This is a genomic window from Streptomyces sp. NPDC059989 (assembly GCF_042736975.1).
In the GTDB taxonomy this organism is placed as follows: Bacteria; Actinomycetota; Actinomycetes; order Streptomycetales; family Streptomycetaceae; genus Streptomyces.
Genome location: NZ_JBHWUO010000075.1, coordinates 1 through 25,208, shown reverse-complemented (window position 1 = coordinate 25,208; position 25,208 = coordinate 1). Strand labels below are relative to the sequence as shown.

Annotated in this window: 21 protein-coding genes and 1 tRNA gene; 12 read left to right on the top strand and 10 right to left on the bottom strand. The window is 72.2% G+C overall.

What is annotated here, in order from left to right; translation table 11 throughout:
- The 5 genes from ACFWBN_RS36505 to ACFWBN_RS36485 all read left to right on the top strand — a co-directional run.
- Positions 1–1,658 (top strand): PQQ-binding-like beta-propeller repeat protein (locus ACFWBN_RS36505; RefSeq protein WP_385185045.1); only part of this gene is annotated, 1,658 nt, incomplete at its 5' end.
- Between the two features lie 41 nt (positions 1,659–1,699).
- Positions 1,700–3,493, top strand: a complete 1,794-nt coding sequence (locus ACFWBN_RS36500; RefSeq protein ID WP_385185042.1) for a proline-rich domain-containing protein — start codon at positions 1,700–1,702, stop codon at positions 3,491–3,493.
- A 148-nt stretch (positions 3,494–3,641) separates the two neighbouring features.
- Positions 3,642–4,307 carry a response regulator transcription factor gene (locus ACFWBN_RS36495; RefSeq protein WP_385185039.1) on the top strand — a complete coding sequence of 222 codons (666 nt, stop codon included), beginning with the start codon at positions 3,642–3,644 and terminating at the stop codon, positions 4,305–4,307.
- A 112-nt stretch (positions 4,308–4,419) separates the two neighbouring features.
- Positions 4,420–5,394 carry a UDP-glucose 4-epimerase GalE gene (galE, locus tag ACFWBN_RS36490; RefSeq protein WP_385185036.1) on the top strand — a complete coding sequence of 325 codons (975 nt, stop codon included), beginning with the start codon at positions 4,420–4,422 and terminating at the stop codon, positions 5,392–5,394.
- A 467-nt stretch (positions 5,395–5,861) separates the two neighbouring features.
- Positions 5,862–6,629 carry a LuxR C-terminal-related transcriptional regulator gene (locus ACFWBN_RS36485; RefSeq protein WP_385185033.1) on the top strand — a complete coding sequence of 256 codons (768 nt, stop codon included), beginning with the start codon at positions 5,862–5,864 and terminating at the stop codon, positions 6,627–6,629.
- On the opposite strand, the gene ACFWBN_RS36480 is transcribed toward ACFWBN_RS36485, so the two are convergent.
- Positions 6,588–7,085 carry a MarR family winged helix-turn-helix transcriptional regulator gene (locus ACFWBN_RS36480; RefSeq protein ID WP_385185030.1) on the bottom strand — a complete coding sequence of 166 codons (498 nt, stop codon included), beginning with the start codon at positions 7,083–7,085 and terminating at the stop codon, positions 6,588–6,590. The two genes, ACFWBN_RS36485 and ACFWBN_RS36480, sit on opposite strands and share 42 nt — an antisense overlap.
- A gap of 161 nt (positions 7,086–7,246) precedes the next feature.
- Between ACFWBN_RS36480 and ACFWBN_RS36475 the strand changes: the two genes are divergently transcribed.
- Both ACFWBN_RS36475 and ACFWBN_RS36470 read left to right on the top strand, forming a co-directional pair.
- Complete coding sequence (locus ACFWBN_RS36475) at positions 7,247–8,113, top strand: trans-aconitate 2-methyltransferase (protein WP_385185027.1); 867 nt, start codon at positions 7,247–7,249, stop codon at positions 8,111–8,113.
- A gap of 2 nt (positions 8,114–8,115) precedes the next feature.
- Positions 8,116–8,487: a VOC family protein gene (locus tag ACFWBN_RS36470; protein ID WP_385185024.1), complete on the top strand. Its 372-nt coding sequence runs from the start codon at positions 8,116–8,118 to the stop codon at positions 8,485–8,487.
- 120 nt (positions 8,488–8,607) lie between these two features.
- Here ACFWBN_RS36470 and ACFWBN_RS36465 read toward each other — a convergent pair whose 3' ends face one another.
- Together ACFWBN_RS36465 and ACFWBN_RS36460 are read right to left on the bottom strand one after the other, a co-directional pair.
- A complete protein-coding gene (locus ACFWBN_RS36465) occupies positions 8,608–9,282 on the bottom strand; it encodes a TetR/AcrR family transcriptional regulator (RefSeq protein ID WP_266936257.1) in 675 nt (224 codons plus the stop codon).
- Entirely contained in the window at positions 9,279–10,259 is a 981-nt protein-coding gene (locus ACFWBN_RS36460; protein WP_385185021.1) for an acyl-CoA desaturase, read from the bottom strand. The genes ACFWBN_RS36465 and ACFWBN_RS36460 overlap by 4 nt, the downstream gene beginning before the upstream one ends.
- Positions 10,260–10,694: 435 nt before the next feature.
- Between ACFWBN_RS36460 and ppc the strand changes: the two genes are divergently transcribed.
- On the top strand, positions 10,695–13,460 hold the full coding sequence (gene ppc / locus ACFWBN_RS36455) for a phosphoenolpyruvate carboxylase (RefSeq protein ID WP_385185018.1): 2,766 nt from the start codon (positions 10,695–10,697) through the stop codon (positions 13,458–13,460).
- A gap of 63 nt (positions 13,461–13,523) precedes the next feature.
- Here ppc and pth read toward each other — a convergent pair whose 3' ends face one another.
- From pth to ACFWBN_RS36430, 5 genes are all read right to left on the bottom strand, one after another.
- Positions 13,524–14,114: an aminoacyl-tRNA hydrolase gene (gene pth, locus ACFWBN_RS36450; protein ID WP_385185015.1), complete on the bottom strand. Its 591-nt coding sequence runs from the start codon at positions 14,112–14,114 to the stop codon at positions 13,524–13,526.
- A gap of 99 nt (positions 14,115–14,213) precedes the next feature.
- Positions 14,214–14,795, bottom strand: a complete 582-nt coding sequence (locus ACFWBN_RS36445; protein ID WP_385185012.1) for a 50S ribosomal protein L25/general stress protein Ctc — start codon at positions 14,793–14,795, stop codon at positions 14,214–14,216.
- A 178-nt stretch (positions 14,796–14,973) separates the two neighbouring features.
- On the bottom strand, positions 14,974–15,951 hold the full coding sequence (locus ACFWBN_RS36440) for a ribose-phosphate diphosphokinase (RefSeq protein WP_030716976.1): 978 nt from the start codon (positions 15,949–15,951) through the stop codon (positions 14,974–14,976).
- A gap of 134 nt (positions 15,952–16,085) precedes the next feature.
- Complete coding sequence (glmU, locus tag ACFWBN_RS36435; RefSeq protein ID WP_385185008.1) at positions 16,086–17,534, bottom strand: bifunctional UDP-N-acetylglucosamine diphosphorylase/glucosamine-1-phosphate N-acetyltransferase GlmU; 1,449 nt, start codon at positions 17,532–17,534, stop codon at positions 16,086–16,088.
- Between the two features lie 110 nt (positions 17,535–17,644).
- Positions 17,645–17,716: transfer RNA gene (locus ACFWBN_RS36430), tRNA-Gln, on the bottom strand.
- 160 nt (positions 17,717–17,876) lie between these two features.
- On the opposite strand from ACFWBN_RS36430, the gene ACFWBN_RS36425 reads away from it, so the two are divergent.
- Positions 17,877–19,169 (top strand): sensor histidine kinase, encoded by a 1,293-nt coding sequence (locus ACFWBN_RS36425; protein WP_385185005.1) that lies wholly within the window; start codon positions 17,877–17,879, stop codon positions 19,167–19,169.
- Between the two features lie 61 nt (positions 19,170–19,230).
- Here ACFWBN_RS36425 and ACFWBN_RS36420 read toward each other — a convergent pair whose 3' ends face one another.
- Both ACFWBN_RS36420 and ACFWBN_RS36415 read right to left on the bottom strand, forming a co-directional pair.
- Positions 19,231–19,764, bottom strand: coding sequence for an SUKH-3 domain-containing protein (locus ACFWBN_RS36420; RefSeq protein ID WP_385185002.1), 534 nt, complete (start codon positions 19,762–19,764; stop codon positions 19,231–19,233).
- A gap of 2 nt (positions 19,765–19,766) precedes the next feature.
- Entirely contained in the window at positions 19,767–20,351 is a 585-nt protein-coding gene (locus ACFWBN_RS36415) for a YwqJ-related putative deaminase (protein WP_385185000.1), read from the bottom strand.
- Between the two features lie 229 nt (positions 20,352–20,580).
- Between ACFWBN_RS36415 and ACFWBN_RS36410 the strand changes: the two genes are divergently transcribed.
- The 3 genes from ACFWBN_RS36410 to ACFWBN_RS36400 all read left to right on the top strand — a co-directional run bounded on the left by ACFWBN_RS36410 (position 20,581) and on the right by ACFWBN_RS36400 (position 25,099).
- Positions 20,581–21,564 (top strand): SMI1/KNR4 family protein, encoded by a 984-nt coding sequence (locus ACFWBN_RS36410; protein WP_385184997.1) that lies wholly within the window; start codon positions 20,581–20,583, stop codon positions 21,562–21,564.
- Positions 21,565–21,571: 7 nt separating this feature from the next.
- Entirely contained in the window at positions 21,572–24,109 is a 2,538-nt protein-coding gene (locus ACFWBN_RS36405; protein ID WP_385184994.1) for an SUKH-4 family immunity protein, read from the top strand.
- Positions 24,110–24,232: 123 nt separating this feature from the next.
- Positions 24,233–25,099: a cellulose-binding protein gene (locus tag ACFWBN_RS36400; protein WP_385184991.1), complete on the top strand. Its 867-nt coding sequence runs from the start codon at positions 24,233–24,235 to the stop codon at positions 25,097–25,099.
- Positions 25,100–25,208: the final 109 nt, after the last annotated feature.

The window sequence follows — 25,208 nt, the reverse complement described above, 5'->3', positions numbered from 1 at the left end:
ACCAGCCGCAGCAGCCGCAGCAGCCGCAGCAGCCGCAGCAGCCGCAGCAGCCGCAGCAGCCGCAGCAGCCGCAGCAGCCGCAGCAGCCGCAGCAGCCGCAGCAGCCCCAGCAGCCCCAGCAGCCCCAGCAGCCCCAGCACCCCCCGCAGCCCCCCACCGTCCCGCAGCAGCCCCCCGCCTACGGCTACGGCTACCCGCCGCCCCCCGGCGCCGGCCTGCCGGGCGCGCCGCAGCCCGCCCCCGGCCTGCCGCCGAAGAAGAAGACGACCCTGCTGATCGCCGCCTCCGTGGCCGCGGTCCTCGTCGTCGGCACCGTCGGTTACTTCGGCTTCGTCAAGAGCGGCGACAAGAAGCCGATCGAGCCCGTCGCGCAGGACTCCAACTCCGCCGGCCCCTCCGGCTCCCCTTCCGTGGACAAGGGCGACGGCAGCGGCAACGGCGGCCAGGAGACCGACCTCAACTCGGGCCGCAAGCAGGGCGAGGACAAGGTCCTCTTCCTCAAGACCGCCAAGATCGACGGCCCCGGCATGGGCGTGGAGTCCGAAGGCCAGTGGGTCGTCGGCGACACCGTCGTCAAGAGCGTGTGGAAGAACCTCACCGGCTACGCAGTCACCGACGGCAAGGAGAAGTGGACCCTCCCCTTCCCCGCCCCGATCTGCGCCGTCACCCCGCAGACCACGGCCGAGGGCAAGACCGTCGTCATGTACAAGGACGGCGAGTCCGACACCGCCTCCTGCACCCAGATGCGCGCGGTCGACCTCAAGACGGGCAAGGAGGTCTGGTCCAAGGAGGTACCCAAGGAGCAGCTCTTCGACATCTTCACCAGCCCCACCATCGCCATCACCGGCGACACCGTCGCCATCAGCCGCAGCACCACCGCCAGCGCCTTCAAGGTCGGCACCGGCGACAAGCTCTTCGCCAGCACCCAGGGCGAGGGCTGCCAGCCCGACTCCTACGCCGCCGGCAACGGCAAGATGATCGCCCTCGCCACCTGCCTGGACGAGGACAAGACCACCGAGATCCAGGGCACCGACCCGGTCTCCGGCAAGAAGAGCTGGACCTTCCGGGCCCCCAAGGGCTTCAAGCCCACCAGCATCTACTCGGTGGACCCGCTCGTCGTCGACCTCGGCAACGAGGCCACCAAGGAGCGCTCCATCGTGGTCATCGGAGCCGACGGGAAGCAGACCGCCACCCTCACCGCCGAGGGCAAGTTCGCCGTCGGCTGCGGCGACACCGGCATCTTCCGCTCCCTGTCGACCTGCTCCACGGCCGTGGTCGACGCGGGCACCCTCTACCTGCCCACCGCGCGGGACGACAAGGGCAACGAGATCGTCGCCTTCGACCTGGCCAGCGGGAAGGCCAAGTGGCGCAGCCCGGCCGGGGACAAGCGCACCCTCACGCCGGTCAAGGCCGCGAACGGCCAGCTGATCGCCTACCGCAAGGCGGAGGAGGACAAGGGCGGCGAGATCCTCTCCATCCCCGCCGCCGGCGGCGCCCCCACCGCGCTCCTGCGCAACCCGTCGGGCCCGGCAGCCCCGGTCGAGAGCTCCTTCCACACCCCGAAGGTCGACTACGTGGACGGACGGTTCTTCATCTCCGCCTCCCGCCTGCAGGCCAAGGGCAAGGACGAGAAGCTCCTCATGGTCTTCGGCAAGTGAACGCGTCCACCGAGCCGCCCAGCGAGAGGCAGTAGCAACGCATGAGTACCCCGCCGCCCCCCAGTCAGCCGCCGTCCGGCGGCTTCGGAGCGCCGCAGGACCCTCCCCCGGCCAACGCCGCGGGAACCCCCGCACCGGGCGGCTTCGGCCAGCCCGCTCCGCCGCCCCCGCACGGCTTCGGGCAGCCGACACCGCCGCCCCCGCCCGGGCCCCCGGCGCCCCCGCAGCAGCCCCCGGCCGCCCCGCCGGCGCAGCCCGCGTACGGCTATCCGCAGCCCGGACCCGCGGCCGGCCCCGGCTACGGCTACCCGCAACAGCCCGGCACCCCGCCCCCCTTCGGCCAGCCCGGCACCCTCGCGTACGCCCCGCAGCCCCCGGCCGACGGTGGCGGCAGCAACGACAAGCGCAACCAGCTGCTCATCGTCGGCGCGGCCCTCCTGGCCATCGTCCTCATCGTCGGCGGCGGCATCTGGTACACCTCGGGCGACGGCGGCGGCAAGACCACCACCGCGGACGGCGGCCCCAGCGCCGGCCCCGACGGCGACAAGCCCAAGGCGGGCACCCCCGGCAGCGAGAAGCCGCCCGCCAACCCCAAGTCGAAGACCCTGTTCAACCTCCCCAGCCCGCAGCCGGCCGAGGTCACCGTCGTCGCCGGCTCCTGGCTCACCGACACCACCTACATCAAGTCCGATGTGGCCAAGGTCGTCGGCTACAACCTCGTCGACGGCGGCAAGAAGTGGGAGATCCCCTTCCCCGGCGAGCTCTGCGGCGCGACCAAGCACATCAGCGACAACAAGACGGCCGTCCTGTTCAAGGCCTCCATGCCCACGCCCGAGAACAAGTACGTGCAGTGCACCGAGGTCGGCGTCATCGACCTCAACGCGGGCAAGCTCGTCTGGTCCGGCAACGCCAAGGGCGCCACCACCGGCGACAAGCCCGCCTCCTACTACGAGGTGACGCTCAGCGGCCAGACCGTGGCCGCCGGCGGCACCTCCGGCGGCGCCGCCTGGAACCTCGCCGACGGCAAGTCCCTGTGGACGCCCAAGGTCGACGGCGAAGGCTGCTACGACACCGGCTACGCGGGCGGCGAGGCCCTCGCCGTCATCCGCAAGTGCGGCCGCAGCCCCAACCAGACCGTGCACGCCCAGGTCCTGGACCCCGCCACCGGCGCGCCCACGTCCTCGTACAAGCTCGCCCCGGGCATCGACTACGCCGGCATCGTCTCCACGAAGCCCCTGGTCGTCGCGGCCGACGTCGGCAAGACCGCCAAGAACGCCACCGGCGTCAGCGACCTGTTCGTCGTCGACCCCAAGGGCGAGCTGAAGGCGCGCATCTCCCTGTCCTCCGGGAACTTCGCCGGCAAGTGCGCGGCCACCGAGGTCGAGAAGTGCACGGGCATGGTCGTCGGCGACGGCAAGCTCTACCTGCCGTCCTACGAGCACGAGGGCCAGACCTCCGGCAGCGGCCGCACCAACGAGCTGCTCTCCTTCGACCTGGAGACCGGCAAGCAGACCAGCGACCGCGCGGACGCGGGCGAGCGCTACACCCTGACCCCGCTGCGCATGGACGGGTCGAACATCATCACCTACAAGGAGCCCCCGTACGACAAGGGCGGCCAGGTCGTCAGCATCGACGGCAAGACGATGAAGGAGACCCTCCTCATGGAGAACCCGGCGGACAAGGCGACCCAGCGCGCCGAGGTCGCCTTCTCGCCCGACTTCTCCGAATACCGCTACCACAACGGCAAGTTCTTCATCTCCCGCACGATGGCGAAGAAGCCGTACTCGGACAAGGCCGACCCGGAGTACCTCTTCGTCTCCTTCACCGCGAGCTGAGCCCCCGGCCGCGCCGCCGGCGCGGCCCGCACCACGCCGAAGCCCCCGGAAGGTCATTCCTTCCGGGGGCTTCTGCGCGGAACCCCCGCGCACCGTCGAACAAGCGTGTAGCTTGCCGGGTCAGAAGGGTCGGGGGTGGGGTGCCTCAATGGGCGTACGGGTCGTGGTGGTCGACGAGCACCGGCTGCTGGCCGAGGCGCTCGCCTCTGCCCTGAAACTGCGGGGCCACCGGGTGCTCGCCGCCGCCGCCCCGACCGGCGGCGCCGCCGAGCTGGTCATCGGCCGCGCCCCGGAGGTCTGCCTCCTCGGCACCGCCGCGCCGGCCGAGCCCGGGGTCTTCGAGCCGATCGTCCGGATCAAGCGGGAGCGCCCGCAGATAGCCGTCGTGGTCCTCGGCCCGGTGCCCAGCCCGCGCGGGATCGCGGCCGCGTTCGCCGCCGGCGCCTCGGGATACGTACGCCACGACGAGCGCATCGAGGGCGTGGAGCGGGCCCTGGCGAAGGCGCGGGCCGGAGAGGTCGCGATCTCCCCCCAGCTGCTGCAGGGGGCCTTCGCGGAGCTCCTCAACCCCGCCGCCCAGCCCGACGACGAGGGCAGCCGGCTGCTGCGGCTCCTCACCCCGCGCGAGGTGGAGGTGCTGGTGCGGGTCGCCGAGGGCGAGGACACCCGGCTGATCGCCGCGGGCATGGAGATCGCGCCGAGCACCGCCCGTACGCACGTGCAGCGGGTGCTGATGAAGCTGGGCGTGGGATCGCGGCTGGAGGCGGCCGCGCTGGCCGCCCGTACCGGCCTGCTGGACCGGGCGCAGGACTGACGCGGGCCCGTTCCGGAGGCCGCCGATTTCCCCCTGGGCGCGGAATCGGGTATGCCAGAGGACGGCATGTGGATGCTCCCGCGTGCGTACCCCCGCGAGAGGCAGTAGGCGAGTGAGCAAGACGTCCGATCTCAAGTACCTGGTGACCGGCGGTGCCGGATACGTCGGCAGCGTGGTCGCCGCCCACCTCCTGGAGGCGGGCCACCGGGTCACCGTGCTGGACGACCTCAGCACCGGCTTCCGCGAGGGCGTCCCCGCGGGCGCCGAGTTCATCGAGGGCCGGATCCAGGACGCCTCCCGGTACGTGGACTCCTCCTTCGACGCGGTGCTGCACTTCGCGGCCTCCTCGCAGGTCGGCGAGTCCGTGGTGAACCCGGGCAAGTACTGGGAGAACAACGTCGGCGGCACGCTGGCCCTGCTGGCCGCCATGCGCGAGGCGGGCGTGCAGAAGCTGGTGTTCTCCTCCACGGCCGCCACCTACGGCGAGCCGACGGAGGGGCTGCTGACCGAGGCCTCGGTGACCGCGCCGACCAACCCGTACGGCGCCACGAAGCTGGCCGTGGACCACATGATCGCGGGGGAGTGCGTGGCGCACGGCCTGGCCGCCGTGTCCCTGCGGTACTTCAACGTGGCGGGCGCGTACGGCGAGTTCGGCGAGCGGCACAGCCCCGAGACCCACCTGATCCCGCTGGTCCTCCAGGTCGCGCTGGGCGAGCGGGAGTCGATCTCGGTGTTCGGCGAGGACTACCCGACCGCCGACGGCACCTGCGTACGCGACTACATCCACGTCGCCGACCTGGCGGAGGCGCACCTGGCCGCGCTGGAGGCCGCCACCGCCGGCGAGCACCTGATCTGCAACCTGGGCAACGGCAGCGGCTTCTCGGTCCGCGAGGTCGTCGAGACGGTCCGCAAGGTGACCGGCCACGAGATCCCCGAGGTCGTCGCCCCGCGCCGGGCCGGCGACCCGGCGACCCTGGTCGCCTCCGCCCGGACGGCCCACGAGCGCCTCGGTTGGACCCCGAGCCGCTCGGACCTCACCGGGATCATCCAGGACGCGTGGAACTTCGCGCGGACGCACGCCTCCTGAACCACCGCACGATCCGCGTGCCACACGCGCCCCCCGCACCACGTGTGCGGGGGGCGCGTGTGTGTTCGCCGCGCGCGGGGACCGGGCGCCGTGCGCGGGCGCCCAGCGTGCACACGCCGGGTGAAATGCACCCCGTGCAACTGCCCGTGGCACACGCCCGTCCAGAAGCCGCCATCCGGACCTTCGGAACAGGCGAAATCAAGCCACCACAAAGGCCGTTCGGAACGTCCGCGCCGGAAAATCGCTGGGAAAACTTCTGCTATTCGGCCAACCGCGAGCCGCCCCGGCCCTACATTGAGACGTGACACCGGTGGGGGCCGGTGTTGATTCAGGGGTCGAGACAAGTCGGGTACGACGTCCGGTCCGGGGTAGTGCAGAGATGTCTCGGCGGCGGCCGCGGCAGCTGCGGATCACCCGGTCCGGGCGCCGTACCCGCAGTCGTCCGTTCCCCGACCCTTGGGGGTTTTGTGGTTCGTATCCGGGTTCTCGTGGTCGACGATCACCGCATCTTCGCCGAATCTCTCGCAGCCGCGCTCGCGGCCGAGCCGGACGTGGACGTGTCCGCGGCCGGCAGCGGCCCCGCCGCACTGCGCTGCCTCGAACGCGCGGTGGCCGAGGGCCGCCGCTTCGACGTCATGCTGGTCGACACCGATCTCGGCGCGCTGGCCGGGGCCGTGCCCGCCCAGCGGGAGTCGGGCTCCGGGCCGCCACCGCCCGCCTCCGACGGGATCGCGCTGGTGGCAGGGGTGCGGGTGTCCCACCCAGGGGTCCGCACGGTCGTCCTCGCCGAGCGCGACGACCCCCGCCGGGCGGCCCTCGCGCTCCAGGCAGGGGCCTCGGGCTGGGTGGCGAAGGACTGCTCGCTCTCGCGGCTGCTCGCCGTCATACGCGGTGTCCTGCGCGAGGAGACCCACCTTCCGCCCGCGCTGCTCACCGGAGTGCTCCGTGAACTGACCGCCGCGCGCAAGCACCGTACGGACAGCGAACGCCTCGTCGAGTCGCTCACCCCGCGCGAGCACGAGGTGCTGCGCTGCATGGTGGCGGGGCTGGGCCGCAAGGACGTGGCGGCGCGGCTGTTCCTGTCCCCGCACACCGTCCGCACCCACATGCAGAACGTGCTGGGCAAGCTCGGGGTGCACTCGACCCTGGCGGCGGTGGCGCTGGCCCGGCGGGCCGGCGTACGGCCCGCGGACCTAGCCGGGGATGTTGTCGAACGGAGCGGTCAACTGGCGTAGCAGCCCGGCGAGATCGCCGCGCTGGCCGCGCGAGAGCTGGGCGAGGATCGCCCGCTCCTGGGCCAGCAGCCCGGCGAGGGCCTGGTCGGCGCGGTCCCTGCCCTCGGGGGTCAGCCGCACCAGGACCCCGCGGCGGTCGCTCGGGTCCGGCAGCCGTTCGACGAGGCCCTTCTTGGCGAGCCGGTCGATGCGGTTGGTCATGGTCCCGGAGGTGACCAGGGTTTGCGTCAGCAGCTGGCCGGGGGAGAGCTGGTAGGGCGCGCCGGCGCGGCGCAGCGAGGTCAGCACGTCGAACTCCCACGGCTCCAGGCCGTGCTCGGAGAAGGCGAGCCTGCGGGCGCGGTCGAGGTGGCGCGCGAGCCTGCTGACGCGGCTCAGCACCTCGAGCGGTTCCACGTCGAGGTCAGGGCGCTCCCGCCGCCATGCCGCTACCAGTCGGTCGACCTCGTCCTCCATGCCGATCAGTGTAAGGGGTCTGTCGATGTGAAGTCTCTTCATGTCAAGTGTCTTGATCACGAGTATCTTGGCGTCGAGATATAAAGTGCGCGACCATGGGGCATGGAGGGGGCCGAGACAGGTTCCGCTTCCGACCGCCCCGCCAGCAGGGAGGCTCGAACATGCATTCCGATACCGCCCAGGCCAGGATCCCCACGGCCAGCGTCCTCTCCGACCCCTCCGCACCCACCTGGGACCCCCAGCAGTACCTCCGGCACGCCGGACACCGCACACGCCCCTTCCTGGACCTCCTGACCCGCATACCCGAACTCCCCACCCTCCCCGGCCGCATCGCCGACCTCGGCTGCGGCCCCGGCAACGTCACCGCCCTCCTCGCCGGACGCTGGCCCGCGGCCCGCATCACCGGCTTCGACCTCTCCCCGGAGATGCTCCACCGCGCCGAGCAGGAGTACGCCGGCCCCACCGCAGGCGGCGGCAGCCTCGACTTCCGCCACGCGGACCTCGGCACCTGGCTCCCCGAGGAGCCCTACGACCTGATCGTCTCCAACGCCGCCCTCCAGTGGGTCCCCAGCCACCCCGGCTCCTTCGCCGCCTGGATCAACGGCCTGCGCCCCGGCGGCACCTTCGCCTTCCAGATCCCCGGCAACTTCACCGCCCCCAGCCACGCGCTGCTCGCCGACCTCTGCGACACCCCGCCCTGGCGGGCCCGCCTCGCCGGCCACGGCGCCCGCTACATCCACCACCTCGAACCCGCCGAATACCTCGCCCGGTTCACCGAGCTCGGCTGCGCCGTGGACGTTTGGGAAACCACCTACCACCAGCTGCTGCAGGGCCCCGACCCGGTGCTCGACTGGGTCAAGGGCACCGCGCTGCGACCCGTGCTCACCGCCCTGGGGGACGACCGGGAAGCCGTGGACGCCTTCCTCGCCGAATACCGCGACCGGCTGCGCAAGGCGTACCCGCCCGGGCCGCGCGGCACCGTCTTCCCCTTCCGCCGGATCTTCGCCGTCGCCCGCAAGGAGGCCTGACCGTGCTGACCGCCGTCGACCACGTCCAACTCGCCGCGCCGCCCGGGTCGGAGGACCGGCTCCGCGTCTTCTACACCGATGTCCTGGGCATGACCGAGATCCCCAAACCGGACGTCCTCGCCGCGCGCGGGGGCTGCTGGTTCGCCGCCGGCCCGGTGCAGCTCCACCTCGGCGTGGAGGAAGCCTTCCGGCCCGCACGCAAGGCGCACCCGGGACTGCGCGTGACCGGCATCGACGCGTACGCGAGCAGACTGGAGGAACGGGGCGCCGAGGTCGTCTGGGACGACGACCTGCCAGGCCACCGCCGCTTCTACTCCGAAGACCCCGTGGGCAACCGGCTGGAGTTCCTGGAACCCGTCGCCGTACGGCAGTAGGGCGACCGGCCCGCGGTACCGCCCGCGGCACGTACCACGCGACGGCGCCCCGTCACCGGAGATCCGGTGACGGGGCGCCGTCGTGCCGCCGGCCCCGAGCGGGAGCGCAAGGGCGGCGGTTCAGCTCTTGCGGCGGCCCACCAGCTGCGGCTTCGACTCCAGCCCGTCCAGCCCGTGCCAGGCCAGGTTCACCAGGTGCGCGGCGACCTCCGCCTTCTTCGGCCGCCGCACGTCCAGCCACCACTGCCCGGTCAGCGCCACCATCCCGACCAGCGCCTGCGCGTACAGCGGGGCCAGCTTCGGGTCGAAGCCCCGCGCCTTGAACTCCAGCCCCAGGATGTCCTCGACCTGCGTGGCGATGTCACTGATCAGCGAGGCGAACGTGCCCGTCGACTGCGCCACGGGGGAATCCCGTACCAGGATCCGGAAACCGTCCGTGTACGACTCGATGTAGTCCAGCAGCGCGAACGCCGCCTGCTCCAGCAGCTCCCGGGGATGGCCCGCCGTCAGCGCACCCGTCACCCCGTCCAGCAGCTGGCGCATCTCCCGGTCCACGACGACCGCGTACAGGCCCTCCTTGCCGCCGAAGTGCTCGTACACCACCGGCTTGGACACCCCGGCCTTCGCCGCGATCTCCTCCACCGACGTGCCCTCGAAGCCCTTCTCCGCGAACAGGGTCCGGCCGATGTCCAGCAGTTGCTGGCGCCGCTCCGCGCCCGTCATCCTGACCCGGCGGCCGCGCCTGGGCTTGTCGCTGCTGGAATTACTGCCGTCGATCGCCACGCCCCCCATCATGCCGCGTTCGGCTCGTTTTCCCTGCGCCGGGCGTCGATGCGGGAAGCCGACGGCCAGCGCACGTCCGTGGCCCAGCCCAGCTGCTCGAACCAGCGGATCAGCCGCGCGCTGGAGTCGACCTGGCCGCGCAGCACACCGTGCCGCGCCGACGTCGGATCGGCGTGGTGCAGGTTGTGCCAGGACTCCCCGCAGGACAGCACCGCCAGCCACCACACGTTGCCCGAGCGGTCCCGGGACTTGAACGGCCGCTTGCCCACCGCGTGGCAGATCGAGTTGATCGACCACGTCACGTGGTGCAGCAGCGCGACCCGCACCAGCGAGCCCCAGAAGAACGCCGTGAACGCGCCCCACCAGGACATCGTCACCAGACCGCCCACCAGCGGCGGGATCGCCAGCGAGAAGATCGTCCAGTAGATGAAGTCGCGCGAGATGCGGCGGATCGCCGGATCCTTGATCAGGTCGGGCGCGTACTTCTGCTGATCGGTCTGCTCCTCGTCGAACAGCCAGCCGATGTGCGCCCACCACAGGCCCTTCATCAGCGCCGGCAGCGTCTCGCCGAACCGCCACGGCGAATGCGGGTCGCCCTCGTGGTCCGAGTACTTGTGGTGCTTGCGGTGGTCCGCCACCCAGCGCACCAGCGGGCCCTCCACCGCCATCGAGCCCATCACGGCGAGGACGATCCGCAGCGGCCGCTTCGCCTTGAAGGAACCGTGCGTGAAGTAGCGGTGGAAGCCGATGGTGATCCCGTGGCAGGCCAGGAAGTACATGAAGACCATCAGGCCGAGGTCCAGCCAGCTCACCCCCCAGCCCCAGGCCAGCGGAACCGCCGCCAGCAGCGCCAGGAAGGGAACGGTGATGAACAGCAGAAGGGCGATCTGCTCGATCGACCGCTTGTTCTCGCCGCCGAGCGTCGCGGACGGCGTGGACGTATCGGAGGGCGCGGAAGCACCCTCGATCAGATCGGGACTGGTGGTCATGGGGGTCCCCTGGGGGGTGAGGAGGGGGTGAGAAGTCGGCAGGTGCCGCCCTGATCACGGACCCTACGGACCCGTAACCTACGGCATCGTAAGTATGGCAAAGGCGGAGCCCGCGGCAACAGGAGCGCGGCCGGGGCGGGCGCGGAGGGCCGCGCGCGGCGTGCGCGAGCCCCGTACGCGCCCCGGACGACCCTGGAGCACCCTGACGAACCCCGGACGAACCCTGGACGAGCCGCGGACGAGCCGCCCGGTGAACGCCGGATGAGCCGCCTGTTGAGACATTTGCCCAGGCACACGCCTCGGACACCTATCCTGGTCCCGTCGGACAGCGCGGTCCGCACGGGCAGCTCGGGCTGCGCATCAGGAGCCCCAGGGTGCGCGCGGCCGGAGCGCCCACAGCCCAGTAGCGCTCGAACACTGCAAGGAGCCGCACCTGTGAGCAGTGCTGACCAGGCCGCCCAGGCCCAGGCCACCCCCGCCACCCCGGCCGCCACGGCCAACGCAGAGCTGCGCGCGGACATCCGCCGCCTCGGCGACCTCCTCGGGGAGACCCTCGTACGCCAGGAAGGCCAGGACCTCCTCGACCTCGTCGAGCGCGTCCGCGCCCTCACCCGCACCGACGGCGAAGCCGCCGCCGCGCTGCTCGGCGACACCGACCTGGAGACCGCCGCCAAGCTCGTGCGCGCCTTCTCCACCTACTTCCACCTCGCCAACGTCACCGAGCAGGTGCACCGCGGCAAGGAGCTGCGCGCCCACCGCGCCGCCGAGGGAAGCCTCCTCGCCCGCACCGCGGACATGCTCAAGGACGCGGACCCCGAACACCTGCGCGAGACGGTCAAGAACCTCAACGTCCGCCCCGTCTTCACCGCGCACCCCACCGAGGCCGCCCGCCGCAGCGTCCTCAACAAGCTGCGCCGCATCGCCGCCCTCCTGGAGGAGCCCGTCACCGGCGCCGGCGACCGCCGCCGCCACGACCTGCGGCTCGCCGAGAACATCGACCTCGTCTGGCAGACCGACGAGCTGCGCGTGGTCCGCCCCGAGCCCGCCGACGAGGCCCGCAACGCCATCTACTACCTCGACGAGCTGCACGCCGGCGCCGTCGGCGACGTCCTCGAAGACCTCGCCGCCGAACTCCAGCGCGTCGGCGTCGAGCTCCCCGCCGGGACGCGCCCTCTCACCTTCGGCACCTGGATCGGCGGCGACCGCGACGGCAACCCCAACGTCACCCCCGACGTCACCCGCGACGTGCTGATCCTCCAGCACGAGCACGGCATCACCGACGCCCTCGAACTCATCGACTTCCTGCGCGGGCTGCTGTCGAACTCCATCCGCTACACCGGGGCCACCGAGGAACTCCTCGCCTCCCTCCAGGCCGACCTCGAACGCCTCCCCGAGATCAGCCCGCGCTACAAGCGGCTGAACGCCGAGGAGCCGTACCGCCTCAAGGCCACCTGCATCCGCCAGAAGCTCCTCAACACCCGCGAGCGCCTCGCCAAGGGCACCCCGCACGAGGAAGGCCGCGACTACCTCGGCACCGCCGAGCTCCTCACCGACCTCACCCTCATCCAGACCTCCCTGCGCGAACACCGCGGCGCCCTCTTCGCCGACGGCCGCATGGACCGCACCATCCGCACCCTGGCCGCCTTCGGCCTCCAGCTCGCCACCATGGACGTCCGCGAGCACGCCGACGCCCACCACCACGCGCTCGGCCAGCTCTTCGACCGGCTCGGCGAGGAGTCCTGGCGCTACGCCGACATGCCGCGCGACTACCGCGGCAAGCTCCTCGCCAAGGAGCTGCGCTCCCGCCGCCCGCTGGCCCCCACCCCGGCCCCCCTCGACGCCGCCGGCCAGAAGACCCTCGGCGTCTTCCAGGCGATCAAGGACGCCTTCGAGAAGTTCGGCCCCGAGGTCATCGAGTCCTACATCATCTCGATGTGCCAGGGCGCCGACGACGTCTTCGCCGCCGCCGTCCTCGCCCGCGAGGCCGGCCTCGTCGACCTCCACGCCGGCTGGGCCAAGATCGGCATCGTCCCCCTCCTGGAGACCACCGACGAGCTGCGCGCCGCCGACGTCATCCTCGACGAGATGCTCGCCGACCCCTCCTACCGGCGCCTCGTCTCCCTGCGCGGCGACGTCCAGGAGGTCATGCTCGGCTACTCCGACTCCTCCAAGTTCGGCGGCATCACCACCAGCCAGTGGGAGATTCACCGCGCCCAGCGCCGACTGCGCGACGTCGCCCACCGCTACGGGGTGCGCCTGCGCCTCTTCCACGGCCGCGGCGGCACCGTCGGCCGCGGCGGCGGCCCCTCCCACGACGCGATCCTCGCCCAGCCCTGGGGCACCCTCGAAGGCGAGATCAAGGTCACCGAGCAGGGCGAGGTCATCTCCGACAAGTACCTCGTCCCGTCCCTGGCCCGCGAGAACCTCGAACTGACCGTCGCGGCGACCCTGCAGGCCTCCGCCCTGCACACCGCCCCCCGCCAGTCCGACGAGGCCCTCACCCGCTGGGACGCGGCCATGGACACCGTCTCCGACGCCGCGCACTCCGCGTACCGCGCGCTCGTCGAGGACCCCGACCTGCCCTCGTACTTCTTCGCCGCGACCCCCGTCGACCAGCTCGCCGACCTCCACCTCGGCTCCCGGCCCTCCCGCCGCCCCGACTCCGGCGCCGGCCTCGACGGCCTGCGCGCCATCCCGTGGGTCTTCGGCTGGACCCAGTCCCGCCAGATCGTCCCCGGCTGGTACGGCGTCGGCTCGGGCCTCAAGGCCCTGCGCGAAGCCGGCCAGGAGGACGTCCTCGCCGAGATGGGCGAGCGCTGGCACTTCTTCCGCAACTTCCTGTCCAACGTCGAGATGACGCTGGCCAAGACCGACCTGCGGATCGCCCGCCACTACGTCGACACCCTCGTGCCCGACCGCCTCAAGCACGTCTTCACCCGCATCGAGGCCGAGCACGAACTCACCGTCCGCGAGGTCCTGCGCATCACCGGCGACGACAAGCTCCTCGGCTCGAACCCGGTGCTCCAGCAGACCTTCGCCGTCCGCGACGCCTACCTGGACCCCATTTCCTACCTCCAGGTCTCCCTGCTGGCCCGCCAGCGCGCCGCCGCCGCCCGCGGCGAGGACGCCGACCCGCTCCTCGCCCGCGCCCTGCTGCTCACGGTCAACGGCGTCGCCGCGGGCCTGCGCAACACCGGCTGAGCCCCCGGAGCCGGACATGACGGAGCCCCCGCACCGGCCGGTGCGGGGGCTCCGTCATGTCCGTCAGGAGTTGTACGCGGACTGCGCGCGCTCCAGGCCCTCCTGGATCAGGCACTCCACCGAATCCGCGGCCCGGTCCACGAACCAGTCCAGCTCCTTGCGCTCCGTCGAGGAGAAGTCCTTCAGCACGAAGTCCGCGACCTGCATCCGGCCCGGCGGCCGGCCGATCCCGCACCGCACCCGGTGGTAGTCCGGGCCCATCGACTTCGTCATCGACTTCAGCCCGTTGTGGCCGTTGTCCCCGCCGCCCAGCTTCAGCCGCAGCGTCGGGTAGTCGATGTCCAGCTCGTCATGGATCGCGACGATCCGGTCCAGCGGCACCTTGTAGAAGTCGCGCAGGGCCGTCACCGGACCCCCGGACAGGTTCATGTACGTCATCGGCTTCGCCAGCACCACCCGCCGGTTCGCCGGCCCCGGCGCGCCGATGCGGCCCTCGACCACCTGGGCCCGCGCCTTGTGCGCCTTGAACTTCCCGCCGATCCGCTCCGCCAGCAGGTCGGCCACCATGAAGCCGATGTTGTGGCGGTTGCCCGCGTACTCCGGTCCCGGATTCCCGAGGCCGACGATCAGCCACGGCGCCGCGTCGTCCGACATCAAAAACTCCTTAAGGCCTGGAACGAGGACGACCGCCGTCCCGCTCCAGTGGAGCCGGACGGCGGTCGGTCAGCAACTGCTGAGGGGTGAGGGGGAGGCTCAGGCCTCGGTGCCCTCGGCCTCGGCGGCCGGCTCCTCGGCCTGCTGGCCGATGACCTGCAGGACGGCGATGTCGCCGTCGACGGCCAGGGTGGTGCCCGCCGGGAGGACCAGGTCCTTGGCGTGGATGGTGGCGCCGGCCTCGAGGCCCGCGATGGAGACGGTGACCTCGGTCGGGATGTGCGTGGCCTCGGCCTCGACGGAGATGGTGTTCTGGAGGGTCTCCAGCATGTTGCCGCCGGCGGCCAGCTCGCCCTCGGTGACGATCGCGACGTCGACGGTGACCTTCTCGCCCTTCTTGACGATCAGGAAGTCGACGTGGGAGATCGAGCGCTTCAGCGGGTGCTTCTGCACGGCCTTCGGGATGACCAGCTCGGTGCCCTCGCCCGCGATGTCCAGGGAGAGCAGGACGTTCGGGGTGCGCAGCGCCAGCTGAAGGGCGTGGGCGTCCACGTTGACGTGCTTCGGGTCGGTGCCGTGGCCGTAGATGACCGCGGGGGTCAGGGCGTCACGACGGGCCTGACGGGCAGCGCCCTTGCCGAAGTCGGTGCGGACGTTGGCGGCAAGCTTGATCTCGGACATGCTCACTCCTCGTGGGGTGACGGAAATGGACGACAGTCACCCGGCCGGAACGGCCTGCTACGAAGAGCGCGTCGATAACGGAGCCCCGCACACAAAAGTGCGGCCTCCCTCGCCGAGCAACTTCATGAGTCTACCCGGCGGGGAGGCCGCCCTTCAAAAGGATCTTCTGTGGTGCTGGTTACTGCTGCTCTTCGAACAGGCTGGTGACCGAGCCGTCCTCGAAGACCTCGCGCACCGCGCGCGCGATCATCGGGGCGATCGACAGCACCGTGATCTTGTCGAGCTCCAGGTCGGACGGGTCCGGCAGGGTGTTCGTGAACACGAACTCGCTGACCTTGGAGTTCTTCAGGCGGTCAGCCGCCGGGCCCGACAGGATGCCGTGCGTGGCCGTCACGATGACGTCCTCCGCGCCGTGCGCGAACAGCGCGTCGGCCGCGGCGCAGATGGTGCCACCGGTGTCGATCATGTCGTCGACCAGGACGCAGACGCGGCCCTTGACCTCACCGACGACCTCGTGGACCGTCACCTGGTTGGCGACGTCCTTGTCACGGCGCTTGTGCACGATCGCCAGCGGCGCGTCCAGACGGTCGCACCAGCGGTCGGCGACGCGCACGCGGCCGGCGTCCGGGGACACGATCGTCAGCTTGGTGCGGTCCACCTTGGCGCCCACGTAGTCCGCGAGGACGTTCAGGGCCGACAGGTGGTCCACCGGGCCGTCGAAGAAGCCCTGGATCTGGTCCGTGTGCAGATCGACCGTGAGGATGCGGTCCGCACCCGCGGTCTTCAGCAGATCGGCGACCAGGCGGGCCGAGATCGGCTCACGGCCCTTGTGCTTCTTGTCCTGGCGGGCGTACCCGTAGGACGGGACGATCACCGTGATGGAGCGTGCCGACGCGCGCTTCAGCGCGTCGATCATGATCAGCTGCTCCATGATCCACTTGTTGATCGGAGCCGTGTGGCTCTGGATCAGGAAGCAGTCCGCGCCGCGAGCCGACTCCTGGAAGCGAACGTAGATCTCACCGTTCGCGAAGTCGAAAGCCTTGGTCGGCACGAGGCCGACACCGAGCTGGTGCGCGACCTCCTCGGCCAGCTCGGGGTGGGCGCGGCCGGAGAAGAGCATCAGCTTCTTCTCGCCGGTCGTCTTGATCCCGGTCACAGCACTGTCTCCTCAGACGTGTTGAAAGCTGCTCGCCCCCATGTGCGTCCGTCCCGCACACGGTGAGCCAGCCGAATTGCGTGCACCTATCACGGTACGCCGTCCCAGACGTACCCGTTTCCGGTCAGTTCACCTCAACGGCCGTCGGAGTCCACCTGGACCGCCGACTGAGCCGCCGTCGCGGACGCGCTTCCCGGACGCTTGCGGGCCACCCAACCCTCGATATTCCGCTGCTGGCCACGGGCCACGGCCAGCGCACCGGGCGGCACATCCTTCGTGATCACGGACCCGGCGGCCGTGTAGGCACCGTCCCCGATCGTGACGGGTGCCACAAACATGTTGTCCGACCCCGTCTTACAGTGCGCGCCGACGGTCGTGTGGTGCTTGTGCTCGCCGTCGTAGTTCACGAAAACGCTCGCGGCGCCGATGTTGGTGTACTCGCCGATCGTCGCGTCACCCACGTACGACAGGTGCGGCACCTTGGTGCCCTCGCCGATCGTCGCGTTCTTCATCTCCACGTACGTGCCGGCCTTCGCCTTCACGCCGAGGTTGGTGCCCGGCCGCAGGTACGCGAACGGCCCCACGGTCGCCCGGGCGCCCACGACCGCGCCCTCCGCCACCGTGTTGTCCACACGGGCGCCCGCGCCCACCGCGGTGTCCTTCAGGCGGGTGTTGGGACCGACCTCGGCACCCTCCGCGATGTGCGTGGCACCCAGGAGCTGCGTCCCCGGGTGGATCAGGGCGTCCTGCCCGAAGGTGACGGTCACGTCCACGAACGTACTGGCCGGGTCGACCACGGTCACGCCCGCGAGCATGGCCTGCTCCAGCAGACGCGCGTTGAGGAGCGCCCGGGCCTCCGCCAGCTGCACGCGGTTGTTGATCCCGAGGATCTGGCGGTGGTCGCTGCCGACCGAGGCGCCGACGCGGTGCCCGGCCTCGCGCAGGATCCCCAGCACGTCGGTGAGGTACTCCTCGCCCTGGCTGTTGTCCGTACGGACCTTGCCGAGCGCGTCGGCGAGCAGGGCGCCGTCGAAGGCGAACACACCGGAGTTGATCTCCCGGATGGCGCGCTGCGCGTCGGTGGCGTCCTTGTGCTCGACGATGGCGGTCACGGCGCCGCCGGCGTCGCGGACGATGCGCCCGTAGCCGGTGGAGTCCGGCACCTCGGCGGTGAGCACGGTGACGGCGTTGCCGTCGGCCTCGTGCGTGGCCGCGAGCTGCCGGAGCGTCTCGCCGGTCAGCAGCGGGGTGTCGCCGCAGACGACGATCACGGTGCCGGTGAGGTCCTCGGTGCCGAGCGACTCCAGGGCCATGCGGACGGCGTGGCCGGTGCCGTTCTGCTCGTACTGGACGGCCGTGCGGACCTCGGCGTCGACGCCGGCCAGGTGCGCGGTGACCTGCTCCCGGGCATGCCCGACGACCACGACGAGGTGGGCGGGGTCCAGCTCACGGGAGGCGGCGACGACGTGACCGACGAGCGAGCGCCCGCAGATCTCGTGCAGAACCTTGGGTGTGGCCGACTTCATGCGGGTGCCTTCACCCGCTGCGAGTACGACGACGGCTGCCGGGCGGTTGGCGCTCACGGGGATGCCCTTCGGCTTCGGGTGGTGGACCCGTGAAGGATACCGGGGCGTTAAGGGGCCGAAACGAGGGCGGGTCCCGACCGATGGTCAGGACCCGAATGGCTGAGGAGCTCCCCTGTCAGGACTCGAACCCGAACATAAGGCACCAAAAGCCTCAGTGCTGCCAATTACACCACAGGGGATGGTAAATCAGGCTGAATCGGACAATTCCGCGATCCGATCAAGCTGGCCGTCCCTACTATGCCGTACCACCCGGCCTCACCGCGACGGTACTCCTGTCCGTCGTTTCGGAGGCGGGGAATTGCCGGGGCCGCCGCGGAGGGCGCCCGTACGCTGGACGGCATGACCAGTACGGGGGAAGTGGAAGGCCGCGCTGGGCCGCCTTTGTGGTGGGCGCGGCGGCGGGATGCCGTGGGGGACGTGGTGCTCGGCGGGGTGTCCGCCGTCGAGTGTGCGTGGGAGGGGGTGCCCTTCGCGCGGGAGGCGGGGATTCCCCTCGTCTTCGGGGTGCTGTTCGGGCTGGCGGTGGGGTCCGTGCTCGTGCTGCGGCGGCGCTGGCCGATCGCCGTGGTGCTGGTGGGGATCGCGGTGGCGCCGGCCGCGATGGGGTTCGTGCTCGGGGTGGTGGGGCTGTACACGCTGGCCTCCTCCGAGGTACCCCGGCGGATCATCGCCACGCTGTCCTCGATGTCGCTGGCCGCCACGTTCGTGGTGATGTACCTGCGGACCAGGGGTGACGTCGAGGCCGACCACACGCTCGTGGTGGTGCTGTCCGGTTTCGTGGCGGTGGCGCTGACCGTGCCGCCGGTGCTGTTCGGGCTGTACATCGGGGCGCGGCGGCGGCTGATGGAGAGCCTCCAGGAGCGGGCGGACTCGCTGGAGCGGGAGTTGTCGCTGCTGGCGGACCGGGCGGAGGAGCGGGCCGAGTGGGCCCGTACGGAGGAGCGGACCCGGATCGCGCGGGAGATGCACGACGTCGTGGCGCACCGGGTGTCGCTGATGGTGGTGCACGCGGCGGCGCTGGAGGCGGTGGCGGTGAGGGATCCGGCGCGGGCGGCGAAGAACGCGGCGCTGGTGGGTGACATGGGGCGGCAGGCGTTGACCGAGCTGCGGGAGATGCTGGGGGTGCTCAGGACCGGCGGCGGCGAGAAGCCGGCGGTCCGGGCGGCGGCCGTGGCGGCCGCGCCGGTGGCTCCCCCGGCCGCTGGGCGGTACCCCCACGTGGGGAGTTTTGACGACGGTCCCTCGCTCGACGAGTTGGAGACGCTGGTCGGGCAGTCCCGGGCGGCGGGGATGGTCGTGGAGATGGTGGTGCAGGGCGAGGGCGAGGGCGCGGCGTATGCGGCGGAGGTGGAGCAGACGGCGTACCGGGTGGTGCAGGAGGCGCTCACCAACTGCCACAAGCATGCTCCGGGCGCGCGGGTGACCGTACGGCTCGCGCATCGGGAGGGGGAGGTGGCGATGCAGGTGGAGAACGGGCCTTGTGACGGGACTTCCGCGGAGCCGGGGCTTCCCAGTGGGGGCAACGGGCTGGTGGGGATGCGGGAGCGGGTGCTGGGGCTGGGCGGGGTGTTCGTGTCCGGGCCGACGGACGCGGGCGGGTTCAAGGTGTCGGCCGTGCTCCCGGGCCGCTGATCGCCGCTGATCGTCGCAGGGCCTTCCGGCGAGGGTCGCGGCCAGGGCGGCCGCGACAGCACTAGGCGGAGGGGTCCTGGCCGGTGGTGAGGCGGGTCGGCTGGAGGCCGGTCAGGAGGAGGGTGAGGGCCTCGTCGACGCCTGCGCCGAGGTACCAGTCGCCGGTGTGGTCGATGCCGTAGACGCGGCCTTCGCGGTCGAGGGCGAGGTGGGAGCCTCCGTCGGCCTCGACGCCGAGCGGGCAGAGCTGGGTGGAGAGGGCGCGGCCCAGGTCGGCGAAGGTGCGGGCGAGGTGGAGCCCGGTGAGCGGGTCGAGGCGGATCGTGGCGGGGGCTATCTGCCGGCCGGGGCCGGGGGCGCCGACCGTGAGGCCGCCGAATTCGGCCCAGGCTTCGACGGCGGCGGGGAAGACGGTGTGCCGGTGTCCGGCGGGGGTGGTGTGGTCCCGGAGGGCGTCGGCCCAGTACTCGGCCTGCTTGATGTCCCAGCGGCCGGGCTCCCAGCCGGCGGTGCGCAGGGCGGAGTCCACGGCGACCGGGAAGCGGGTGGCCGAGGAGCGGTCGTAGGAGGCGGAGGCTGAGGCTGAGGTGGTCATGGCTACTCGGCTGGGGTGAGGTCGACGGAGCGTACGCCGAAGTGGGCGAGGAGGGCGTCGCAGGAGCGACAGGGGGGTGCGTAGCTGCCGTGGAGGGGGTCGCCGTCCTCGCGGATGCGGCGGGCGGTGATCTTGGAGTTCTTGAGCGAGCGGCGGGCTTCGCTCGCGGAGAGGGGTTTGCGGGAGGCGCGGCGGGAGCGGGCGCCTTCGACGGCGGCCAGGTGGCGGGAGAGCAGGATCGCCTCGGGACATCGGCCGGTGAAACGTTCGCGCTGGCCGCTGGTGAGCGTGTCGAGGAAATCCTGTACGAGCGGGTGGAGTACGGGTGGCTGGTCGGCCTTGCCGGCGGTGCCGGTGAGGGTTTCGCCGCGTACGGACAGGGCGGCGGCGACGGTGGGCAGGATGCCGTCGCGGCGGAAGCGCAGGACGGGTACGGCGGGCCGGCCGTCGGTGCTGCTCCAGCGCAGGCGGGGGTCGCCGGCGGGGCCGCCCGGGTCGGTGGCCGGTTTACCGGCAGGATCGGCGGTCGGGCCGGTGGTCGGGCCGGTGGTGTCGGCCGGATCTGTGCGTGTTGCCGTGTTGTGCATGGTCGCGCTTTCCCTCCCGTGGCCGCGGTGGTCGCCGCTGTGCGCACGCCCCCGTGCTGCGGGGACAGCCTGCCAAATGTCACCTGTCATGCGGAAGCGGGGTCGAATATTCGTATCAATTCGGATCTTCCCGGCCCTCGGGTGGGTGGGCCGGTCGTGCGCGGGTGAGCCCCTTGCCCCAGCGCATAGGCTGTGGTGAACCAGCCAGATCCAGCAGGGGGCTACCGCCATGACGACAGGTCGGCTCGGGCAGCAGGCCGCGCCACCCAACGCCGCTTACTCGGGGCAGGTCGTGCATTTCCCGGACCCGGTCCGGGCCGCTCGGCATCCCCACGGTGTGCGGATGGACGGCAACGGGCATCCGGACTTCTCCGCGTACGCGCGCGCGGCGGTGGAGATCGCGGACCCGCCGGAGGGCTTCGGCGTCGACGAGCTGCGCCTGACGGACTGCGTGTCCGCGAACGCGGCGATGCAGGCGGCGGGGCACGAGCTGTGGGACACGGTCGGCCCGGTGGCGACACCGCACGGCTGGACCTGGCACCACGTGGCGGGCTCGCGGCGCATGGAGCTGGTCCCGGTCGAGGTGAAGGCGCTGCTGCGGCATCACGCGGGGCTGGCGACGGCGCCGGTGGACCACGAGAAGCGCGGGACGCGGCCGTTGCAGGAGGTGCGCCCGGCGCATCTGGGGCTGCCGAAGACGGTGGTGTCGGTCTCCGAGGAGCTGGTGCAGGGCGTCGAGGAGGACCTCGGCTACCGGTTGCCGGAGGCGTACCGCGCGTTCCTGAAGGCCGCGGGCGGCTGCGCGCCGGTGGGCGCGGGGCTGGACGTGGAGCTCGGCCTGCTGGTGGACCAGCCGTTCTTCACGGTGCGTGAGGAGGCGGCGGTCAATGACCTGGTGTACGTCAACAAGTGTCTGCGGGACCACCTGACGAAGGACTACCTGTGCGTGGCCTTCGTGCAGGGCGGGTTGCTCGCACTGAAGGTGAAGGGCGAGGGCATCGGTTCGGTGTGGTTCTCGCCGTACGACGATGCGCGCGACCGCGACGGTTGGTCCGTGCAGGAGCGCGTGGAGCGTCTGTTGCTGCCGTGCGGCGCTGATTTCGACGCCTTTCTGGAGCGCTTGGCGGGTAATCCGCCGGAGCTGGAGACGGTGGCCGGTCTGATGGTGGACGGCGGATTCGCACGTTCGGTTCCGGTCCTGGTGGAGGGTTGATCGCGCCGTGGTGACGTTTGCGCAGGCGCAGGAGCGCGCCGAGGAATGGATCAACGGGGACGTGCCCGCGTACCAGCACCGGGAGGTGCGCGTACGGGAGTTCGGGCTCGGGTTCGTGGTGTGGGCGGAGGACCGGGCGGCCGGGCCCGTCTCGGGTGGCGGCCGGCAGCGGCTGGTCATCGCGCGGGACAGCGGTGAGGTGACGCTGTGGCCGGGGCTGCCGGTGGGTGAGGTGATCCGCCGGTACGAGGAGGAGTACGGGGCCGCGGCTGCGTCCGTCGCTTCGGAGGCTTCGGTTCCGCCGCCGCGGATCGACTCGGAGCAGACGTCGTTCATGCTGAGCCCGCCGGAGTGGCTGCAGGAGGCCGCGGACCGGGCGGGGATTCCGGCGGCTGCCGCCGCTCCTTCGGCGCCGGTCGCTCCCGCGGCTCCGGAGCCGCTGTCCGCTTCCGTGCCGGAGCCGGTGGCGGCGGAGCCCGTTGCCGCCGCGCCCGCCGTGCCCGCTGCGCCCGCCGTCTCCGTCGCCTCCGCTTCGGAGCCCGCGCCGGTCGACGCCGCGCTGGAGCCGGAGCCGGTGGACGCGGTGCCGCTGCGGCGCGAGGTCCCGTACGAGCCGACGGCCAACGACGGGGTGCCGGTCGGGTCCACGCCGTGGGCCGGGACCGATGTGAACTCCGGTGCGGACGACGTGTCCGTACCGCTGCCCGCGACGGTGTTCGCGCCGCCGCTGTCCGGGTCGGACCTGGAGGACTCGCCGTCGTCCGGGGTCGCGCCCGAGGCCAAGACCACGCTGATGGAGGGCGGCAGCAGGCTGCCGAAGACCGCCGTCACGCCGGCGCTGGATTCGGACGCGGGCGACATCGCCGACGCGCCCACGAGCAAGGCCCAGATCTCCCGGCCGACGGGTTCCGGCGCGGGCCGGCCGCCCGCGCCGGCTCCCGCGCCGCCGGGTCCGCCGGGTGCTCCCGGTGCCCTTGGCGCGCCCGGGGCCCCCGGTGCTCCGGGTGGCGGGGTCGACCGTGCCGCCACGATGCTCGCCGGTCCGGCGGTCGTGGGCGGGGCGCCCATGCCTCCCGGGCCGCCTGGTGCTCCTGGTGCTCCGGGTGCGGGTCAGCCGCCCGCGCCTCCCGGCCCGCCCGGGGCCCTCGGGGGCGGCGCCCATCACGCCGCCACCATGCTCGCGGGTCCCGGCGTACCGCAGCCGCCCGGTCCGCCTGGTGCTCCCACGCCTCCCGGGCCGCCCGGTGCCCCCGGTGCTCCGGGTGGCGGGCTCGACCATGCCGCCACGATGCTGGCCGGTCCGGCCGTCGTCGGCCAGCCGCCCGCGCCTCCCGGCCCGCCCGGGGCCCCCGGGGGCGGCGCCCATCACGCGGCCACCATGCTCGCGGGTCCCGGCGTACCGCAGCCGCCCGGTCCGCCGGGAGCTCCCGGCGCACCCGGTGCTCCCGGTGCCGGGCTCGACCACGCCGCGACCATGCTGGCCGGTCCGCCGATGGGCCAGCCGCCCGCGCCTCCCGGCCCGCCGCCGGGCGGACCGGTCGCGCAGCAGCCGCCGGCGCCCACCGGCGCGCCCACCGTCGGTCCCGGCTACCAGGCCGTGCTGCGCTACCGCGCGCCCGACGGCTCCGAGCAGCAGCTCATCCGCCGCTCTGCGCCCGGTACCCCACACCCCGAGTGGCAGATCCTGCACGAGCTGCGCGCCATGAACGTGCCGCCGCAGCAGGTGCTGGAGCTGCACACCGAGCTGGAGTCCTGTGAGCTGCCCGGCGGTTACTGCGCGCGGATGATCCGGGAGACCTGGCCGCAGGTGCGGATCACGAGCGTGGCCCCGTACGGCAAGGACCACGCGGGACGTCAGCAGGGCATGCGCCACCTGCTCACCCATCAGGGGGAGCTGCACCAGGTGGCGGACGGCCCGGCGCGCCCCGCGCCGGTACGGGCGCCCCTGCCGCAGGTCCCGCTCCAGCCGGCGATCCCGCTGGACGCGATCGCGCAGGAGCTGGCGGGTGCGTTCGGCCCGCAGGGCGTGTTCCGCTTCGACCAGCGGGCCGTGTCCCGGCAGGGTGTGCCGGAGATCGTGGCGCAGACGCTGGTGTGGTCGGGTCTGCCGGTCGATTTCGGGCCGTTCTTCTGGGCGCAGGCGGTGCCGGGCCAGCCGGTGCCGACGCTGGCCGAAATGGCCGCGCAGCGGCAGGTGCAGCCGGCGTCGGACGCAGGTTCTTATCTGGTGGTGGGCAGCGACTTCGGCAAGGCGCTCTGCGTGCAGTACGGGACCGCGCACATCGTCGCGGTGCCGGTGGAGGGCGGTCCGGGCGGTGCCCCGGTGCCGCCGCAGTTCGTGAACTCCAGCCTGCCGCAGTTCGTACGGTCCCTCGCGATGCTGGGTCACATGTGGCGGCTGCGCCAGCATCTGACGCCGGAACAGGCGGGCCGCTGGACCGTCGATTTCCAGGCGAATCTGGCGGGGCTGGACAGTGCGGCGCTGGCTTCGCCGGAGAGCTGGTGGTCGGTGCTGCTGGAGCAGATGTGGGACGGACTGCTCTGATCGGATGATCGGTTCTATGGCCGGGTCGAGACCCCCGAACGGGGTCTCGGCCCGGCCATTCCGGCTTCTGGGAGCAAATGGCGCATCCTTGACAGGAATCCCCGCGAGAGAGGCGCTTCCAGGATGAGTGCACCCATTGCGACTGTGCGTGGTCGTGGCTACCGCATCGAAGAGGTCGACCGGTATCTCGCCAGGCTCTCCGGCAGTCGTGACGAGGCCTGGGAGCGGGTGGCGCGGCTGACCGTCCTGGCCAAGCAGATGGAGGCGGACGCGGGGCGGCTGCGCGAGGCGGTGGCGGCGCTGGCCCCGCAGACGTACGAGGACTTGAGCGAGCGCGCCCGCCGGATCCTGCTGCTGGCGCAGGAGGAGGCGGAGACGGTACGGGAGGACGCGCGGGCGGACGTGTCCGCGACGCTGGGCGCGGCGGAGGCGCACGCGGACCGGGCGGCCGAGCTGGCGCGGCAGGACGCGGAGGCGGTGCGCGAGCAGACGGAGGTCCGGGCCCGGCAGGGGCTGCTGCGGGCGCAGCGGGAGGCGGACGACGCGCGGGCGCAGGCGCGGGAGGACGCGCAGGCGTGGCGGGCGGAGGGGGCGGCCGCGCTGGCGGAGATGCGGCGGCGGTCGGACGCGCTGCTGGCGGAGTGCGAGCAGGAGCGGGTGGAGCGGTGGGAGGCGGCGGAACGGGAGCTGGCGGCCCGGGAGTCGGAGCTGGAGGCTCGCCACGCGGAGCTGGAGCGCTACGCGGATGCCCGGCTGGCGGAGGCGCGGCGGGGCTACGCGGAGGCGGAGGAGTCGGCGCGGCACGGGCAGGAGGACGCGGATGCGGTGGCGGCGGAGCTGCTGGCGGAGGCGCGGGTGCGGGAGGAGCGGGTGGGCCGGGAGACGGAGCGGCTGCTGCGGGAGCATGCGGAGTCGCAGGAGGAGATGCGGGCGCACATGAACCACATCCGCTCCAGCCTGGCGGCCCTGACGGGCCGGGCGCCGGCCTGACGGGTCCCTGGCCGGGGGGGGTGCCCCTATCACTTTGGTCAAGGTGGATGGGTGCTGGTTCGGGCGTCTGGAACGATGTGCCTGTGCATGCTGATGATCAGGTTGGCGA

What these genes read in the sequence shown, in the direction of transcription:
- ACFWBN_RS36500 (WP_385185042.1), top strand. Translation starts at nt 1,700, where the DNA reads ATGAGTACCCCGCCGCCCCCCAGTCAGCCGCCGTCCGGCGGCTTCGGA.
- ACFWBN_RS36495 (WP_385185039.1), top strand. Translation starts at nt 3,642, where the DNA reads ATGGGCGTACGGGTCGTGGTGGTCGACGAGCACCGGCTGCTGGCCGAG.
- ACFWBN_RS36480 (WP_385185030.1), bottom strand. Translation starts at nt 7,085, where the DNA reads ATGGAGGACGAGGTCGACCGACTGGTAGCGGCATGGCGGCGGGAGCGC.
- ACFWBN_RS36475 (WP_385185027.1), top strand. Translation starts at nt 7,247, where the DNA reads ATGCATTCCGATACCGCCCAGGCCAGGATCCCCACGGCCAGCGTCCTC.
- ACFWBN_RS36465 (WP_266936257.1), bottom strand. Translation starts at nt 9,282, where the DNA reads ATGATGGGGGGCGTGGCGATCGACGGCAGTAATTCCAGCAGCGACAAG.
- ACFWBN_RS36460 (WP_385185021.1), bottom strand. Translation starts at nt 10,259, where the DNA reads ATGACCACCAGTCCCGATCTGATCGAGGGTGCTTCCGCGCCCTCCGAT.
- pth (WP_385185015.1), bottom strand. Translation starts at nt 14,114, where the DNA reads ATGTCGGACGACGCGGCGCCGTGGCTGATCGTCGGCCTCGGGAATCCG.
- ACFWBN_RS36445 (WP_385185012.1), bottom strand. Translation starts at nt 14,795, where the DNA reads ATGTCCGAGATCAAGCTTGCCGCCAACGTCCGCACCGACTTCGGCAAG.
- ACFWBN_RS36425 (WP_385185005.1), top strand. Translation starts at nt 17,877, where the DNA reads ATGACCAGTACGGGGGAAGTGGAAGGCCGCGCTGGGCCGCCTTTGTGG.
- ACFWBN_RS36420 (WP_385185002.1), bottom strand. Translation starts at nt 19,764, where the DNA reads ATGACCACCTCAGCCTCAGCCTCCGCCTCCTACGACCGCTCCTCGGCC.
- ACFWBN_RS36415 (WP_385185000.1), bottom strand. Translation starts at nt 20,351, where the DNA reads ATGCACAACACGGCAACACGCACAGATCCGGCCGACACCACCGGCCCG.
- ACFWBN_RS36410 (WP_385184997.1), top strand. Translation starts at nt 20,581, where the DNA reads ATGACGACAGGTCGGCTCGGGCAGCAGGCCGCGCCACCCAACGCCGCT.
- ACFWBN_RS36400 (WP_385184991.1), top strand. Translation starts at nt 24,233, where the DNA reads ATGAGTGCACCCATTGCGACTGTGCGTGGTCGTGGCTACCGCATCGAA.